The 15198-nt window shown below is 60.3% G+C and carries 17 protein-coding genes, 4 tRNA genes and 1 pseudogene; all 22 read left to right on the forward strand.

Features of this window, described 5'->3' with window-relative positions; all coding sequences use genetic code 11:
• The first annotated feature begins 335 nt into the window (after positions 1–335).
• Positions 336–611, forward strand: a complete 276-nt coding sequence (locus ACQRAP_RS01730; RefSeq protein ID WP_427729109.1) for a type II toxin-antitoxin system RelB/DinJ family antitoxin — start codon at positions 336–338, stop codon at positions 609–611.
• Complete coding sequence (locus tag ACQRAP_RS01735) at positions 608–907, forward strand: type II toxin-antitoxin system YafQ family toxin (RefSeq protein ID WP_427729110.1); 300 nt, start codon at positions 608–610, stop codon at positions 905–907. Before ACQRAP_RS01730 ends, ACQRAP_RS01735 begins: the two co-directional genes overlap by 4 nt.
• A 1138-nt stretch (positions 908–2045) precedes the next feature.
• A complete protein-coding gene (locus ACQRAP_RS01740; RefSeq protein WP_427729114.1) occupies positions 2046–2312 on the forward strand; it encodes a hypothetical protein in 267 nt (88 codons plus the stop codon).
• A 52-nt stretch (positions 2313–2364) separates the two neighbouring features.
• Positions 2365–2676 carry a hypothetical protein gene (locus ACQRAP_RS01745; RefSeq protein ID WP_427794737.1) on the forward strand — a complete coding sequence of 104 codons (312 nt, stop codon included), beginning with the start codon at positions 2365–2367 and terminating at the stop codon, positions 2674–2676.
• A 57-nt stretch (positions 2677–2733) separates the two neighbouring features.
• The gene (locus ACQRAP_RS01750) at positions 2734–3102 is read left to right on the forward strand and encodes a hypothetical protein (protein WP_427794738.1); all 369 of its coding nucleotides are present in this window, start codon (positions 2734–2736) and stop codon (positions 3100–3102) included.
• On the forward strand, positions 3099–3413 hold the full coding sequence (locus tag ACQRAP_RS01755) for a type II toxin-antitoxin system RelE family toxin (protein ID WP_427729120.1): 315 nt from the start codon (positions 3099–3101) through the stop codon (positions 3411–3413). Before ACQRAP_RS01750 ends, ACQRAP_RS01755 begins: the two co-directional genes overlap by 4 nt.
• Positions 3414–3601: 188 nt before the next feature.
• Positions 3602–3751 carry a hypothetical protein gene (locus ACQRAP_RS01760; protein ID WP_427794739.1) on the forward strand — a complete coding sequence of 50 codons (150 nt, stop codon included), beginning with the start codon at positions 3602–3604 and terminating at the stop codon, positions 3749–3751.
• A gap of 59 nt (positions 3752–3810) precedes the next feature.
• A pseudogene (locus tag ACQRAP_RS01765) lies at positions 3811–4008 on the forward strand (DUF3825 domain-containing protein); the annotation flags it as partial.
• A 139-nt stretch (positions 4009–4147) separates the two neighbouring features.
• Positions 4148–4222, forward strand: a tRNA-Val gene (locus ACQRAP_RS01770).
• A gap of 382 nt (positions 4223–4604) precedes the next feature.
• A complete protein-coding gene (locus ACQRAP_RS01775) occupies positions 4605–5762 on the forward strand; it encodes a hypothetical protein (protein ID WP_427794740.1) in 1158 nt (385 codons plus the stop codon).
• Between the two features lie 364 nt (positions 5763–6126).
• Positions 6127–6199: transfer RNA gene (locus tag ACQRAP_RS01780), tRNA-Ala, on the forward strand.
• 198 nt (positions 6200–6397) lie between these two features.
• Positions 6398–6473: transfer RNA gene (locus tag ACQRAP_RS01785), tRNA-Ile, on the forward strand.
• A gap of 592 nt (positions 6474–7065) precedes the next feature.
• Positions 7066–7138: transfer RNA gene (locus tag ACQRAP_RS01790), tRNA-Ala, on the forward strand.
• Between the two features lie 75 nt (positions 7139–7213).
• Complete coding sequence (locus ACQRAP_RS01795; RefSeq protein WP_427794741.1) at positions 7214–9247, forward strand: ABC-F family ATP-binding cassette domain-containing protein; 2034 nt, start codon at positions 7214–7216, stop codon at positions 9245–9247.
• On the forward strand, positions 9234–9530 hold the full coding sequence (locus tag ACQRAP_RS01800; protein ID WP_427794742.1) for a hypothetical protein: 297 nt from the start codon (positions 9234–9236) through the stop codon (positions 9528–9530). Before ACQRAP_RS01795 ends, ACQRAP_RS01800 begins: the two co-directional genes overlap by 14 nt.
• Positions 9531–9539: 9 nt before the next feature.
• A complete protein-coding gene (locus ACQRAP_RS01805; protein WP_427794743.1) occupies positions 9540–10223 on the forward strand; it encodes a site-2 protease family protein in 684 nt (227 codons plus the stop codon).
• Positions 10224–10307: 84 nt separating this feature from the next.
• Positions 10308–11117: a segregation and condensation protein A gene (locus tag ACQRAP_RS01810; protein ID WP_427794744.1), complete on the forward strand. Its 810-nt coding sequence runs from the start codon at positions 10308–10310 to the stop codon at positions 11115–11117.
• Between the two features lie 11 nt (positions 11118–11128).
• Positions 11129–11857 carry an SMC-Scp complex subunit ScpB gene (gene scpB / locus ACQRAP_RS01815; protein ID WP_427748055.1) on the forward strand — a complete coding sequence of 243 codons (729 nt, stop codon included), beginning with the start codon at positions 11129–11131 and terminating at the stop codon, positions 11855–11857.
• Positions 11844–12809, forward strand: coding sequence for a pseudouridine synthase (locus ACQRAP_RS01820; RefSeq protein WP_427794745.1), 966 nt, complete (start codon positions 11844–11846; stop codon positions 12807–12809). Before scpB ends, ACQRAP_RS01820 begins: the two co-directional genes overlap by 14 nt.
• Before the next feature lie 66 nt (positions 12810–12875).
• A complete protein-coding gene (cmk, locus tag ACQRAP_RS01825; RefSeq protein ID WP_427748054.1) occupies positions 12876–13562 on the forward strand; it encodes a (d)CMP kinase in 687 nt (228 codons plus the stop codon).
• Between the two features lie 3 nt (positions 13563–13565).
• Positions 13566–14294 (forward strand): lysophospholipid acyltransferase family protein, encoded by a 729-nt coding sequence (locus ACQRAP_RS01830; RefSeq protein ID WP_427793511.1) that lies wholly within the window; start codon positions 13566–13568, stop codon positions 14292–14294.
• Between the two features lie 2 nt (positions 14295–14296).
• Positions 14297–15196 (forward strand): 4-hydroxy-3-methylbut-2-enyl diphosphate reductase, encoded by a 900-nt coding sequence (locus tag ACQRAP_RS01835; RefSeq protein ID WP_427794746.1) that lies wholly within the window; start codon positions 14297–14299, stop codon positions 15194–15196.
• Positions 15197–15198: the final 2 nt, after the last annotated feature.

The raw sequence follows: 15198 nt of genomic DNA on the forward strand, positions 1-15198 counted from the left end.
CCACGACCACAGCGACCGACACCACGGCCGGAAAGGCCTCTAGGCCCAAGGCCGCCACCGCGACGACCGCCTCGCTCCCCAAGGCCGGTGATAACTGCTGGACCTCCGCATCCCTAACGCTAATCTTTCTCGGCATAGCGCTCCTATGCGCCGCGATTCGCTGCTAAAGCGCTCGATTTCGGATTGCTCCTGAGTGAGGGTATTGGCTTACGTCAACACCCTCACTCTCCTTGAATAGGGAAGCTTCTACGATATCGATTGTTTGTAATCATCTTTTCTATACTTGTATGTACGTTATACTAAGGTTGTACTCACGCTATTGAAAGGACCTATAAATGGCAAGCTCAACATTAACCATCAGGGTTGACGACGACCTTAAGCGCGAGGCGGCAGAAGTGGCCGATTACTATGGGCTTGACCTATCATCCGTTACACGCGCTTTCTTTAAGCAAATGGTCAACACTCATCGCATCCCGTTGACCTTTGCTCCCGAGGAACCCAATGTCGAAAGTCTCGAGGCCATTCGCGAAGGAGATGCATTCCTGGCATCCGGTAAAAAAGGGCGTTTTGACAACGGTGCCGATCTGATCGCTGCGGCGATGGCGCAATGAGTACGCTGACCGCTGAGTTCTCTGCAGCTTTCTCACGCGATTTAAAGAAAAAAGCAAAGCGCCGGAATTGGAATCTGACAGAGCTTCAAAAGCTAATTGACCTAGTGCTGCAGAATACACCTGAGTCAACAGAGATATTAAAGCGACGCCATAATATGCACCGGCTAAACGGCAACTGGAACGGACGAAACGAATGCCATGTAGCAAACTCCGGTGATTGGCTTGTCATATGGTCATCAAACGAAGAGGTGGCATTCTTTGAGCGTACGGGTACCCATGACGAACTGTTCCGATGACATCCTTTGGTTCAACACCAGTAAAGCTATTCGAGTTTCAGCAATTCATTTCCTTATTGTTTAACTGTGATAGCTACTTAGCTGCAAAATGACTCGCTCATAGAGCCGGCATATGGCTATACGCAATCAGGTTTTCCTTTCACCGACTGGCAAAACGATCTACACCTAATTTTGGGAATCAATCACGGGCTGTTTCCCTGCTCGTAGTCTGATCTCGCTACACTAATAACTGCTGCTACCAGGTAGTTTTCAGGCGCCGTTTCCAATGGCTCTTGCGAAGATCGGAGCGGTTATGCTCGCCACCGCGTTCCACACCAGCCGTCACTACATCCTGTTTACTTTCATGACCTGACTATGCGTTTTGCTGGGCGGGGCCTTCTTATGCCGCGGGCGCGCGGCCGGGCTGGTTTCCGTCGATGCGTCCTGGCTGGATGCGTCGAGCGCGGGCGGCGGCGTCGCCTGCCAGGGCGGGACTCCTGCATCCGCGCGCTTTGTGGCGCACGCGGGCGGGGCCTTTGTCGCAGGCGGCGTGGTGGATGCCGACGGGTCCGTGGCGGCGCGTGTGACGATCGAGCCCGTGGATGCCACGGCGCCGGCGGGGGAGACCGCCGGGCCCGATGCGCCGGGCGATGGTCCGTCCGCCCCTGGCACCGACCCCGCTACCGGCGAGCCAGCTGCGAATCCGTCGACGAATCCCACACAAAAGCCCGCGGCCGCGACTAGGGACGGTTACCACGACCACAGCGGCCAACACCACGGCCGCCAAGGCCCCTAGGCCCAAGGCCGCCACCGCGACCTCCTCGTCACTCCCCAAGACAGCCGACAGCCATTGGATTGCCGTGTCCGCATTGCTGTCCGTGTTGGGAGCAGCGGTTCTCAAAGCTGCACGCCGTTGCTGATGCTCCCGATTTCTGGATGTGCGGGAAAACCGGAGCCCGCCGAGCGCAAGCCAAATTCTGTTAATAAAACTGGAGGTCGCGAAAGCGCAAAACCGGGGTCTGGTCGGCAGAACTCGGCCCCCACCACTTCTGGACAAGGCCGGCTGTCAGAGTTCGTGTCTTATAGGAATATTTTAATTCACGCCGCGTTACGTCTAGACTGCTCCTTATACTCGAATATAAACACTAAGGGGGTAGTCATGTTTTGGAGCTATGTTCAGCTTGATGATGGCACTCAATTTGCCTACTCAGAGACAAGAGAAGACGGAACCGTTCGCGTGGCCGTCGAGCGCCCGGTTGACTTTGGCTTTGACCATGCGGAATGCTTCTTGCCTGCGGTCAAATGGTTCAACGTCGAAGGATTTACTGCTGATGACCTCAATTTCTTGACTGAATTCGTTAGATCAAACGCCCCGTTTATCTTCGAGCTCGCCGAACGCCAAAAAGGCGGACCGGCGGTGGCATAATTTATTTGGTTCGTTTGCCCGAGGCGAGCAAACGCCTGATAGCGATATTGACTTGCGCCTAGTCTGCGGCAACACCATGACGTTCGGCACGCTTTACGAACTATCCCATGAGCTCGAGAAGGAACTTGGGCGAAAAGTTGATATCGTCACCAACCCACCAGAGCACATGCGCCCGCCCTTCCGCAAAGGCATCGAACAGGATGAGGCCGCCGAGCACAATATCCTCGGCATTGGCGCTCGCAAAAACCTTACACTGCAGCATCGAAGACCTTGTCTGGCAACCGATCGCCATAGAGTACGATTCGAAACCCTGTTCATCCGTAATCTAAATACTAAGATTATTGTTGTTTATCTTTCCTTTTAGTACGTATTTAAATGGGTCTATAATACGTATTAGAGACACATTTTGAAGGAGGTTGCTATGGTTGCCGTAATAGACAACAAACTCGTTTTCGGACGCGAACAGGTGCTGACTTCGACGCAGGCAAGCAAAAATTTTGGCGAAGCGAGACGTCGCGCTCGAAAGGAGCCGCAATTTGTCTCAGACAGGAACGATGGCATCGATACTGTTATCGTCAGCTTCGACGAGTTCGAAGCGATGGCGGTTGAACTCGAACAGCTCAGAGAGGAGCGCCTGCACGCCATAGCCGCTGCAAGGCTCGCGCAGGGCGACGCTAATTCGAATCGCAAGGGCATCCCGTTCTCCTATACCGTGGGACGTGAGAGGTTCGAGACCATGCTAGAAGCCGAGGCGACCGATCCCATTTCCGACGAGGAGCTGTTCGAGTGAGCGTGGCTAGGTTTAAAGTTGAGTTTTACGACAAGACTGCCGAGAAAGAGTATCTGTCACTCGATGGCTCGGACCGCGCTATGGTGAACAAAGGTATTGCGCGTCTTGCACTTCGAGCCGATGAAATTGGTAAGCCACTTTCGGGTCTTCTTGCAGGTTGTAGGGAACTTAAGTTTCGCTTTGATGGCATTCGCGTAATTTATCGCATCCGCGATGGGCACGTCGAAGTAGTTCAAATCATCGCAATAGGTGCAAGGGACAGGGGCAAGGTTTTCGACCTGGCATCTGGACGCCTGGACAGCGATGGTTGATTGCCTCAAGAAAAATCTATTTAGATTGCATGGTCAACGTCTGGATCCAAGACCTCGTATCCGAAAACCGCTCTCGCGCCGATCTCGCGGAAGAGCTTAGGCGCAATTGCGTTGTGTGTCTCGACTGCGCTTCGCCCGTATAGAATCAAACCTTCCGCACGCTGGTTACTGAATGGGTTGGACACCGCATGGAACTCCCTAGCACCCTGTGCAGCAATGCCTACGACTTTGCGTTTTGTCCCGAGCCCTGCTACGACCGCCTTGTTGACCTCGCCGATCCCGAGGACTGGGGCCCCAGTAACCGCATCCTCAAAAAACTACCTGTCGTTTTCTTTTAGCCGCGCGGTGTTCCTGCCCGAGCGCGACGCGGACCAGACCGCCCGCAGCTAGCTACACGCTCGCGGTGCCGCAGTTCTATGGTGGCCGAATCCAGCTGGTCCTGCCGCTGTGCCTGACCGGCGACAAGCCCGAGCTGGCGCTGACCATCCAGCGCGAGGACGGCTTTTACGCCGCGCGCACCTGCCTCACACTCGACATGGCATACAACAACGCGCGACTTATCTGCCGCCCCGAGACCTTGTGGATCAAGCGATAAAGGGCGGTTTAGCTGCGGGTTTGTCGGTTACTTTGGTTGCTTTGGCTTGGCAGGAGCCCACGAATTTAAAATCGAGGGCAAAAAAGTTCTTGGTAAACCACGTGCGGCTATGATAGTATCTCTTTTGCCGAAAGGCGACGGGCGATTGGCTCAGGGGTAGAGCATATCCTTCACACGGATGGGGTCACAAGTTCGAATCTTGTATCGCCCACCATCAAAAGCACAGGTCAGAGGTATTAAGTCTCTGGCCTTTTTCTTTTTGACACCAAGGGTGACACCAAAACTGACACTAAAATCGGATCGTAGTCGTATAAGGCGTCATTATTTTCGCGCCCTTTTTGCTGATGCTATCGCATGTTTTGTATAAAACGCATGCGTATTTCCATTGAATTCCCCATCTGTTTCGAGCGCAAATGTGGAGACATGGACCACACAACCAGGGCTCCTTCCAGCGGAATTGTATTGCACGAGGGATCTTCGGCAGAACTCGTCAAGCTATTGGTTTGCTTCCGGTACTTACCCGCATGATGGCCCAGTAGATTATCGGCCATGCCCGTGATCCACACGGCCCGCGGCCGAAACCAGGGGAGACGCAAATGGACGAAATCGTCTGCGCAAACACCGCATTCCGTTACTGGCGCTGCCCGCCGCAGGTGCGCGATCTCTACCCGCGCCTGCCCAACTCCGAAGACGGCTGGCGAGCTCTATCCCAAGCCCCTTTCGTAACCGACGTCCTCAAGACCCCGATTATTACCACAACAGTGCCCGGTGGCGTTAACTACCATTCGGGATTACGGACGTCAATCCACTGTGATGATACTTCTGGAGTGGACAGCACGCTGGAAACCGCGATGAACTTTAGGGTTACCAATCCACTTGCGACGCTATTTAGCATGGCGCGCTTTGTGTCTTTAACCGATCTTGTCCTTGCCATGTACGAATTCTGCGGATGGTTCTCAGTCTTTGAGCCCACCGCCGCAGCAGAAGCGGAACTAGGCAAAGCCAAAGACGCTGCCGAGAATGCAACGACCGAATCCCTCTTTGACCTTGATGAAAGCCAAGACGAGCCACAATGGAAACGCGTTTATGCTCGCATAAAAGTCAAGGAACAGGTAAATACGAAGGGGACCAACGGACAAAAGAAGACGAATGAGGTCACAAGGCTAAAGGGCACTTCGCTCTGGATGAGGAAGCCGCTCATTGAATTACACGAGCTTCATGAGTACGCCAGTAAGATGAAAAAACGAAAGTGGGGTACGAAGTTTTACAACGCCGCGCAGCTGGTGACGGGTATAGCCGCTTCTCCGCTCGAAGTTGCAGGAATTTTATTGCTATCGCTTCCTCGCTCTCGCGGCGGTGCCGGTTTTAGAAACGTTTACGTCAACGACCTTACGCCGCTTACCGCAACGGCGCAGAGCATAGCAGGGCAAAAAGTCTGCTACGGGGATATCGTGATTGTGAATCCAACCATAATGAAGGCAGGCATCGTGGAGATTCAGGGAGAGGTCATCCACGGATCAGGCGCCGTGCTCGACCACGATGCCAAACGCATGACGGCGCTGCAAAGTATGGGGTATGACGTCTTCCTGGTTACACACGACATGCTCAACGATGCCGAGCAGCTTGATGCGATCGTGCGAAGTCTTTGCTCGCGTTTGGAATTGCGCTATAGGTGCAAAACTAGGGCGCAAAAGACGACGGAAATGGAGTTACGAGCCAACGTGCTGTGCAATTGGCTGGAAATCGGTCGTTAAACGGGTGCCTGCTCACTTCCGGGCGCCCTCGGCCGGCTGCCCTCGACGCTGCCGTCACGGATGCGGCCCATCTACTACGTTTAGCCCCGGCCCCTCGACCATACCCCGTATTTCGCGAAAACCGCAGGCCGTCTACCTGCGGTTTTATTTTTACCCGTGACGTCATGGTCGGGGGATGCCGCCCAAACGTAGTAGATGGGCCGCATCCGTGGCGGGAGGTCCCCGGGGGCGGCCGGCCGGGCGCCGGGAGGGAGGGCGACGCCCGATCCCGAGCCCGTCCCGCATCCCCGGCCCCGCCGCCGAAAGTTTTTCCGAAATTGTCCTTGCATCGGCGGGGGAGTTCCCGTATAGTACTTCTTCGCACGGGGGCGTAGCTCAGCTGGGAGAGCGCTTGACTGGCAGTCAAGAGGTCAGGGGTTCGATCCCCCTCGTCTCCACCCGAGCATTGAATGAGGCTCCAACGCAAGTTGGAGCCTTTTTTCATATAGGCACACAAGGTCAAAGGCGGCACCATGATCCTCCTGGTCGACAAGATCGTGCGTTGAACGGGTGCCGCGTGCATGGTAGTATTTCACGTCGTAGGTCAAAACGTTGGAAGTTGTTCTTCAACCCTAACCGCGACAGCTACTTTATAAGGGCTCTTGGCGCAACGGTTAGCGCAGGGGACTCATAATCCCTGGGTTCTGGGTTCGAATCCCGGAGGGCCCACCACTATCTACCAGCGGTTTCTCTGATATTCAGTTAATCGGGGGAACCGCTTTCGTTTTAGCTTTCCCTTCTAGAATCCTCGTGTTTCTTCTGGCTATCCGCAACTATCCGCAACAGCCAAATGTATAAACACTGGCCGGTTTCTGCTCGATGACAACATTACCTGCCCGCAAATCAGTTTGTTTGTCCACCTCCATGCATCCGGGCCGGCTGCCCTCGACGCTGCCGCCACGGATGCGGCCCATCTACTACGTTTAGCCCCGGCCCCTCGACCATACCCCGTATTTCGCGAAAACCGCAGGCCGTCTACCTGCGGTTTTATTTTTACCCGTGACGCCATGGTCGGGGGATGCCGCCCAAACGTAGTAGATGGGCCGCATCCGTGGCGGGAGGTCCCCGGGGGCGGCCGGCCAGGCGCCGGAGAGGGGGCGGCGGCAACGCCGCCGCCCGCGGGGTGCGCCCCCGCGGGCCGGATCGGGCACCGCGGGCCCCTCGCTCCCGAGCCCGTCCCGCATCCCCGGCCCCGCCGCCGAAAGATTTTTCCGAGATTGTCCTTGCATCGGCGGGGGAGTTCCCGTATAGTACTTCTTCGCACGGGGGCGTAGCTCAGCTGGGAGAGCGCTTGACTGGCAGTCAAGAGGTCAGGGGTTCGATCCCCCTCGTCTCCACCCGAGCATTGAATGAGGCTCCAACGCAAGTTGGGGCCTTTTTTCATATAGGCACACAAGGTCAAAGGCGGCACCATGATCCTCCTGGTCGACAAGATCGAAAAAAGCTTCGGCGCGCGCGTCCTCTTTAGCGGCGCGTCCTTTCAGATCAACCCCGGCGAACGCTTTGCGCTCGTGGGACCCAACGGCGCCGGCAAAACCACCATGCTCAAAATCATCATGGGTATCGACAGCCCCGACGCCGGCCAGGTCCAGTACTCCAAGGACTGTCAGGTGGGCTACCTCGAGCAGGAAACCAACCTGGAGCACAAGGATACGACCATCCTCGCCGAGGTCATGGCCGCCGCCAAGGAAATCCGCCGCATGGGCGAGCGCGCCAACGAGCTGCAGGCCCAGATCACCGAGCTCTCTGAGCAGGGCAAGGACGTCGACGCGCTCCTTAACGAGTACGGCCAGGTCCAGGACCGCTTTGAGCACTTGGGCGGCTACGAGCTCGAGAGCAATGCCCGCAAGATCCTGTCCGGTCTGGGCTTTAAGGTCACCGACTTTGAGCGCCCGTGTTCCGAGTTCTCGGGCGGCTGGCAGATGCGCATCGCGCTGGCCAAGCTCTTCCTGCGTCATCCCGACCTGCTACTTCTGGACGAGCCCACCAACCACCTGGACCTCGAAAGCGTCCAGTGGTTGCGCGGCTTTATCGCCAACTACGACGGCGCCGTGCTCATCGTCAGCCACGACCGCGCCTTTATGGACGCCTGCGTCGACCACGTCGCCGCGCTCGAGAACCGCCGCGTGACCACCTACACCGGCAACTACAGCAGCTACCTCAAGCAGCGCGAGGACAACCTGGAGCAGATGCGCGCCAAGCGTGCCGCCCAGGAGCGCGACATCGCCCACATGCAGGTCTTCGTCGACAAGTTCCGCTACAAGCCCACCAAAGCCGCCCAGGCGCAGGAGCGCATCCGCAAGATCGAGCAGATTAAAAAGGAGCTCGTCATCCTGCCCGAGGGCCACAAGCACATCGACTTTAAGTTCCCCGACCCGCCGCGCTCGGGCGACATGGTCGTGGGCCTAGAGGGCGTGTCCAAGTCCTACGGCAACAAGCACATCTATAGCGATATCGACCTCAAACTCTACCGCGGCGAGCATGTGGCGCTCGTCGGCCCTAACGGCGCCGGCAAGTCCACGCTCATGAAGATCATCGCCGGCCTGGAGCCGCCCACTACCGGCGCGCGCGACCTGGGTACCAACGTGGGCGTGGCCTATTACGCCCAGCACGCGCTCGAAGGCATGACCGAGTCCAACACCGTCCTGCAAGAGATCGACACCGTCACGCCCAAGTGGACCGTGCCGCAGCAGCGCAGCCTACTGGGCGCCTTCCTGTTTAGCGACAACGATTCTATCGAAAAGCAGGTTCGCGTTCTTTCCGGCGGCGAAAAGGCGCGTCTTGCCCTGGCTAAGATGCTCGTTGCCCCCGAGGCACTTCTGTGCCTGGACGAGCCCACCAACCATCTGGACATCGACTCGGTGGACATGCTCGAGAACGCCCTACAAAACTTCCCCGGCACCATTGTTCTGATCAGTCACGACGAGCACCTGGTGCGAGCCGTGGCCAACCGCGTGATCGATATCCGCGATGGCAAGGTCACGGTCTATGACGGCGACTACGACTACTACCTCTACAAGCGCGAGGATCTCGCGGCCCGCGCCGCCGCCGAGGCGGCAGGGGAGAGCACACCGGCCACGGCCAAGCCCACCAAAGCCAGCGCCGCCCAGGCCGATACCCCCGCTGCGGCCCCCAAGCCGGCCGAGGGCAAAAAGACCAAGGAGCAAAAGCGTGCCGAGGCCCAGGCCCGCGCCGCGCTCAACAAAAAGCTCAAGGGCGTGCGCAATCAGCTCAAGAAGATCGAGGCAGAGCTCGACAAAAAGCGTGCCCGCTATGACGAGCTTATGGAATTGATGGCGAGCGAAGAGCTTTATGCCGATCAGGATAAGTTCAACGCCGCGCTGGGGGAATATAACGGCCTTAAGCAAGAGCTGCCCAAGCTCGAGGACGAATGGCTGGAGCTTTCCACCCAAATCGAAGAGGAGACCGCGCGTGAACTCTCGTAAGGCCGCTGCCGTGGCGATGAGCATCATAGCCATCGCGTGCCGCATCTGCGGCATCTTTATGAGCGCGATGACTGTGCTGCTGTGCTTTAGCGGCCTGACCGCCAAGCTGCAGATTGTGGGCTTTGTCGTTGAGCTTTCGCGCGCGCTGCCGAGCACCATTGCCGGCTACGGCGTCATCACATCGCCCTTTGGTGGTGTGTTCCGCCTGGATTACGCCATCGTGGCCGTCATCCTGTTTGTGGCCGACTACCTGCTTACGCGCGCCTCGCGCCGCGTCCGCTAGGGGAGCGCCATGTCCAGTAGCTACCTCATGAACCTGCTTGCCAGCGCCGTCGCCGTCATCGTGGGCATCGTGATCCACGAGAGCGCACACGCCGCCGCAGCCTGGGCGCTCGGCGACAAAACGGCCCGTTCGCGCGGCCGCGTCTCGCTCAACCCGCTCAACCATATCGACCCGTTTGGCACTATCATCCTGCCGCTGCTCATGCTCGCCGCCGGCGGCCCGGTGTTCGCCTTCGCCAAGCCCGTGCCGGTCTACCTCAACAACCTCAAGCACCCCAAGCGCGATGAGGTCTTGGTGAGCGCGGCCGGCCCCGTATCGAACATCGCGCTGGCGTGCCTTGCCGCGGCCCTCATGCACGCAGCATACGGCAACCTCTACACCAGCATGTCCTTTGCCGTAGCGTCCCAAATCATGAACTTCGGCGCCACCTTTATCGTGGTCAACCTGTCGCTTGCGTTCTTTAACCTCATCCCGATTCCGCCGCTCGACGGCTCGTCTATCATCGTGCCGTTTCTCAAAGGCAAGGCACTCGCCAACTACTACCAACTTCAGCAATACGCCATGCCGATTCTTATCATCGTGCTGTATCTGCTGCCCATGTGGACCGGCATCGACGTGATCGGCCGCTATTTCGACGTTACCGTGTATCCGCTCGCCGGGCAGCTGCTTAACTTCGCAATCGCCGGCATCTAAGGTAAACTTACAGGTCGACCGCGCAAAACGGTCGCAACATGCACCCAAACCGCGCCGCGAAGGCGCCGTCAAAGGAGGTCGAAGATGTCGTATCGCGTGTCGACGCAGGTCTACAGCGGACCGTTCGACCTGCTGCTGCAGCTGGTAACCCGCCAAAAAGTTGATATCGGCGCCATCTCGATCAGCGAGGTGGCCGAGCAGTACCTGGCCGAGGTCGATCGTATTGAGGCGCTGGACCTGGACGTGGCGAGCGACTTTTTGCTGGTCGCGGCAACCCTTTTGGACATCAAGGCCGCCTCGCTGGTGCCCCAGGAGGCCCCGCACAAAGCCGACGACGATGACGATATTGACGAAGACCTCGAGGAACTCAGCGCACTCGACGGCGACGCCCTGCGCGAGGTCCTGATCCAGCGCCTGATCGCCTACAAGCAGTTTAAGGGTGCGGCAGCGGCTCTTGGCGCGCGCATGCAGGCCGAAAGCCGCATGCATCCGCGTGTGGCCGGCCCCGACCCCGAGTTTTTGGGCCTTATGCCCGACTACCTGGCCGGTATCACGCTGCGCGGCCTCGCCGTCATCTGCGCCGACCTGGACGGCAAGCGCCAGACCTTCCTGCTGGAGGCCGAGCACGTGGCGCCGCATCGCGTGCCGCTCGACCTGACGGTGGCCTCGGTCGACCGCTTTACCATGGCGCACCAAACTTGCACCTTCCGCGAGCTGTTAGACGGCGACGCCACCACCGAGCAGCTTGTCGTCACCTTCCTGGCCATGCTGGAGCTCGCCAAGCGAGGCTCGCTCACCCTGAGCCAGGACGAGATCTTTGGAACCATCCGCATCAACCGCGTCGAGGGCGCCGAGGCATACGTGCCCGGCGAAGGCCCCGAGCTCACCGAATAGGAGCGGCAACCATGTCAACCCTTTCCACGCTAGAGGCAAACAGCCTCAAAGGCGCCCTCGAGGCGCTGTTGCTGGTTTCGAGCGATCCGGTGAGCGCGCCCGCGCTGGCAGATGCGCTGGATATCGCCCCGGGCGAGTGTGCGTCGCTTTTGGCCGAGCTCAAAGTTGAGTACGAGGAGGCCAACCGCGGCTTTCAGCTGCGCGAGGTTGCCGGCGGCTGGCGCCTGTTTACGCATCCCGCCTACCACGACGTGGTCGAGGCCTATGTGCTGAGCTGGGATACGCAAAAACTATCGCAGGCGGCACTCGAAACCCTGGCCGTCATCGCCTACCACCAGCCCGTCACGCGCGAGGTGGTCAAGGGCATCCGCGGCGTCAACTCCGACGGCGTCATCGCGTCGCTCGTTGACAAGGGTCTGGTGCGCGAGCTCGGTCGCGACCCCCAGCGCGGTCAGGCCATCATTTACGGCACGACCAACGCCTTTTTGGAGAAGTTCGGTCTGCGCTCCACCCGCGACCTTCCCGATCTGGAGCAGTTTGCCCCCGACGAGCAGTCGCGTCAATTTATCCGCGAGCGCCTGAGCGGCCGCAGCATTCAGTCTACGCTCGAGGAGCAGGTCGAGGACCTGGACGAAGAGCGCGAACTGCTGGATACCGATGTTGAAGATGTCGAGGCAGTCGGTGGCGAGGAAACACTTGCCACCGACGACGCTGCGGAGGATACGCATGACGAGGACTAGCGAAGCAGGGGAGACGCGCGCCGCCGGCGTCACGGGCGCACCCGCGACCGACCCCCAGCCCGTCTACCCGCACACCATGCGCCTGCAGCGCTTTTTGGCGCGCGCGGGCGTGGCGAGCCGCCGCGGCTCGGAGGACCTGATGACCGCCGGCCGCGTGACTGTCAACGGCCAGGTCGCGACCGAACTGGGCACCAAGGTCGATGTGGACCGCGACCATATCGAGGTTGACGGCATGCCCGTCAACCTCAACCAGGGCGCCGTGTACCTGATGCTCTACAAGCCGACCGGCTACCTCACCACCATGAGCGATCCGCAGGAGCGCCCCTGCGTGGCCGACCTTGTCCCGCGCGACCGTTTTCCGGGGCTCTTCCCGGTGGGTCGCCTGGACCGCGACACCACAGGCCTTTTGCTCTTTACCACCGACGGCGACCTGTCGCAGGACCTTCTACACCCCAGCAAACACGTCTACAAGACCTACCAGGCGCTCGTGGACGGCCACCTGACCGATCGCGACTTGGAACCGCTGCGCCGCGGCATCGAGCTCGACGACGGCCTGTGCCAGCCGGCAATCTGCCGCGTCATTACCGCGCGCGAGGCCGAGGCGGTGGCTCCGCAGGGTGTGAAGTCCGGCACAACCGCCGTGGAGGTCATTATCCGCGAGGGCCGCAAAAACCAGGTCAAGCGCATGCTGAGCAAGATCCACCATCCGGTGATCCGCCTGCACCGCTGTAACTTTGCCGGCCTGGAGCTCAAGGACGTGGCCAAGGGCTCGTGGCGCGAGCTCACCGACCGCGAGGTGCAGATCCTCAAGGCCGGCGGCATCCCGCCCAAACAGGCCGGCGCCAAGCGCGGCGCTGCGACGGCGACCAACACCGCGACCCGCACGCGCCACCACGGCAGCCACGGCTCCGCGCCCAAGCGCAACACCTACCGCGAGCGCTACACGGGCTAGCCAGTCCGCCAAGCCGCAGCGCCCGCGTCCCATACCAGCACGTCAACCACCGAAAGGAAGCATTGCATGATCGTCGCCATCGACGGCCCCGCCGGTTCCGGCAAGTCCACCATCGCCAAGGAGATCGCCCGCCAGCTGGGCTTTAACAAGCTCGACACGGGCGCCATGTATCGCGCCGTCACCTTCGCCGCGCTCGACCGCGGCATCGATCTGGACGACGAGGCTGCCATCGACGCCCTCGCCGAGCAGATCGAGATCCGCTTTACCAACGGCACCGGCGAGGACACGCGCCTGACCATCGACGGCGCGGATGCCTCGGCTGCCATTCGCACCCCGCAGGTCGACGCTAACGTGTCCAAGGTCTCGGCCTACCCGGGCGTACGCGCGGCCATGCTCATCCATCAGCGTCGCGCCGCCGAGGACCGCGACATCGTGGCCGAGGGTCGCGACATCGGCACCGTCGTGTTCCCCAACGCGCAGGTCAAGGTCTTTCTGACCGCCGACCCGCGCGAGCGCGCCCGTCGCCGCGTGCTGCAGCGCCACCAAAACGATGCCCAGCCGCCCACCGAAGATCAGCTCGAGGCCGAGGTCGACGAGACCCTCGACGCCCTCAAGCAGCGCGACAAGCTCGACAGCAGCCGCGAGGTCGCGCCGCTCGTGCCCGCCGAGGACGCCGTGCACGTCGACTCCACCGCACATACCATCGACGAGGTCGTCTCGATAATCGAGGACCTCATCAACCAAAGGAGGTAGCTCATGCGCCTGTTTAAGCAGACGCCCGAGGATTACTACAACGCGCCTTATGCCGAGTTCCCCGTGCTCATCCGTGGCACCGTCTTTGTGGTCATGGGCATCCTGTGGGTCTTCTCCAAGCTCATGTGGCGCTGGAAGGTAGAGGACAGCGACCTGCTGTTTGAGCGCCAGGAAGGCCGCGGCAGCGTGGTCATCTGCAACCACACCTCGATGGCCGAGCTCCTGGCCGTGGAGACGGCGCTATTCTTTGGCGGCCGCCGCATTCGCCCCATTTTTAAGTCCGAGTTTGCCAAGAGCAAGATCGTGCGCTGGGCCTTTAGCCGCGTGGGCGGCATTCCCGTCGAGCGCGGCACCGCCGACATGAAGTGCCTACGTGCCGCCCAGCACGCGCTGCAGCGCGGCGAGGACGTCCTGATCTTCCCCGAGGGCACACGAATCCGCTCGCGCGAGATTAAGCCCGAGGTCCACGGCGGCTTTGCGCTCATCGCCCAGATGGGCAAGGCACCCGTCAACCCGCTCGCCATCTGCGGCTGGTCCGATATCACGCCTGCGGGCAAAAAGCTCATGCGCCCCAAAAAGTGCTGGATCCGTGCCGGCAAGGCCATCTCACTATCCGATGCACCGGCTGAGCTCAAGCGCAAGGAGCGCCTGGCATGGTTTGAGTCCGAGGCCATGAGCCGCGTCTACGCCATGCGCGACGACCTGTGCGCCGAGCACCCCGGCAGGTTCTAGCCATGGGCGAGAACGTCATGAATACCGCCGAGGCTGCGCCCGGCAAGGCAGACGCCCCCACCATCGAAATCGCAGCGCATGCCGGTACCTGCTACGGCGTACAGCGCGCGCTCGACATGGCGCTGGCCGCCGCGCCGCAGGCAGGGGAGAGCGCTCAGGTCCACACGCTGGGTCCGCTCATCCATAACCCCATCGTGGTGCGCGAGCTCGCCGAGGCAGGCGTTGGTCTGGCAGACACCTTGGACGACGCCGCATCGGGCACCGTGGTCATTCGCGCGCACGGCGTGGTGCCGCAGGTCATCGAGGCTGCTCGCGAGCGCGGCCTTACCGTGGTCGATGCCACCTGCCCCTACGTCAAGAAGGTCCATGTGGCGGCCGAGCGCCTGGTGCGCGAGGGCTACCGTGTGATTGTCGTGGGCGAGCCGGGCCACCCCGAGGTTGAGGGCATCCTGGGTCACGCCGGCGATGACGCGCAGGTCGTGAGTTGCGCCGCCGATGCGGACGCGCTGCCGCTCAAGGGCAAGGTGGGCCTGGTCGTGCAGACCACCCAAACCGCGCAGAACTTGGCCGAGGTAGTGGCCTCCATCACCCCGCGCGTGCAGGAGCTGCGTGTGATCAACACGATCTGCGCTGCCACGAGCGAGCGACAGCAGGCGGCCGCAACCCTTGCCAACCGCTGTGATTGCATGGTCGTCGTGGGCGGCAAAAATTCGGGCAATACGCGCCGCCTGGCACAGATTTGTGCCGATGTCTGCGAGCACACCCATCACATCGAGGAAGCCTCCGAGCTTGAGGCCGCATGGTTTGCCAACGCGCGCCACATCGGCATCACCGCCGGAGCCTCAACTCCGCAAGAACACATCGAACGCGCCGTTGCGCGCATCAAGGAGCTTTGTCGCTAATC

Origin of the sequence: Collinsella sp. SGI.180, assembly GCF_050313455.1 — a bacterium.
GTDB lineage: Bacteria > Actinomycetota > Coriobacteriia > Coriobacteriales > Coriobacteriaceae > Collinsella.

Bases quoted from the DNA above. Each gene is read 5' to 3' on its own strand.
- ACQRAP_RS01775 (WP_427794740.1), top strand. From the start codon at position 4,605: ATGGACGAAATCGTCTGCGCAAACACCGCATTCCGTTACTGGCGCTGC.
- ACQRAP_RS01735 (WP_427729110.1), top strand. From the start codon at position 608: ATGAGTACGCTGACCGCTGAGTTCTCTGCAGCTTTCTCACGCGATTTA.
- ACQRAP_RS01820 (WP_427794745.1), top strand. From the start codon at position 11,844: ATGACGAGGACTAGCGAAGCAGGGGAGACGCGCGCCGCCGGCGTCACG.
- ACQRAP_RS01760 (WP_427794739.1), top strand. From the start codon at position 3,602: ATGGAACTCCCTAGCACCCTGTGCAGCAATGCCTACGACTTTGCGTTT.
- ACQRAP_RS01835 (WP_427794746.1), top strand. From the start codon at position 14,297: ATGGGCGAGAACGTCATGAATACCGCCGAGGCTGCGCCCGGCAAGGCA.
- ACQRAP_RS01740 (WP_427729114.1), top strand. From the start codon at position 2,046: ATGTTTTGGAGCTATGTTCAGCTTGATGATGGCACTCAATTTGCCTAC.
- ACQRAP_RS01830 (WP_427793511.1), top strand. From the start codon at position 13,566: ATGCGCCTGTTTAAGCAGACGCCCGAGGATTACTACAACGCGCCTTAT.
- ACQRAP_RS01750 (WP_427794738.1), top strand. From the start codon at position 2,734: ATGGTTGCCGTAATAGACAACAAACTCGTTTTCGGACGCGAACAGGTG.
- ACQRAP_RS01795 (WP_427794741.1), top strand. From the start codon at position 7,214: ATGATCCTCCTGGTCGACAAGATCGAAAAAAGCTTCGGCGCGCGCGTC.
- ACQRAP_RS01805 (WP_427794743.1), top strand. From the start codon at position 9,540: ATGTCCAGTAGCTACCTCATGAACCTGCTTGCCAGCGCCGTCGCCGTC.
- scpB (WP_427748055.1), top strand. From the start codon at position 11,129: ATGTCAACCCTTTCCACGCTAGAGGCAAACAGCCTCAAAGGCGCCCTC.
- cmk (WP_427748054.1), top strand. From the start codon at position 12,876: ATGATCGTCGCCATCGACGGCCCCGCCGGTTCCGGCAAGTCCACCATC.
- ACQRAP_RS01730 (WP_427729109.1), top strand. From the start codon at position 336: ATGGCAAGCTCAACATTAACCATCAGGGTTGACGACGACCTTAAGCGC.
- ACQRAP_RS01810 (WP_427794744.1), top strand. From the start codon at position 10,308: ATGTCGTATCGCGTGTCGACGCAGGTCTACAGCGGACCGTTCGACCTG.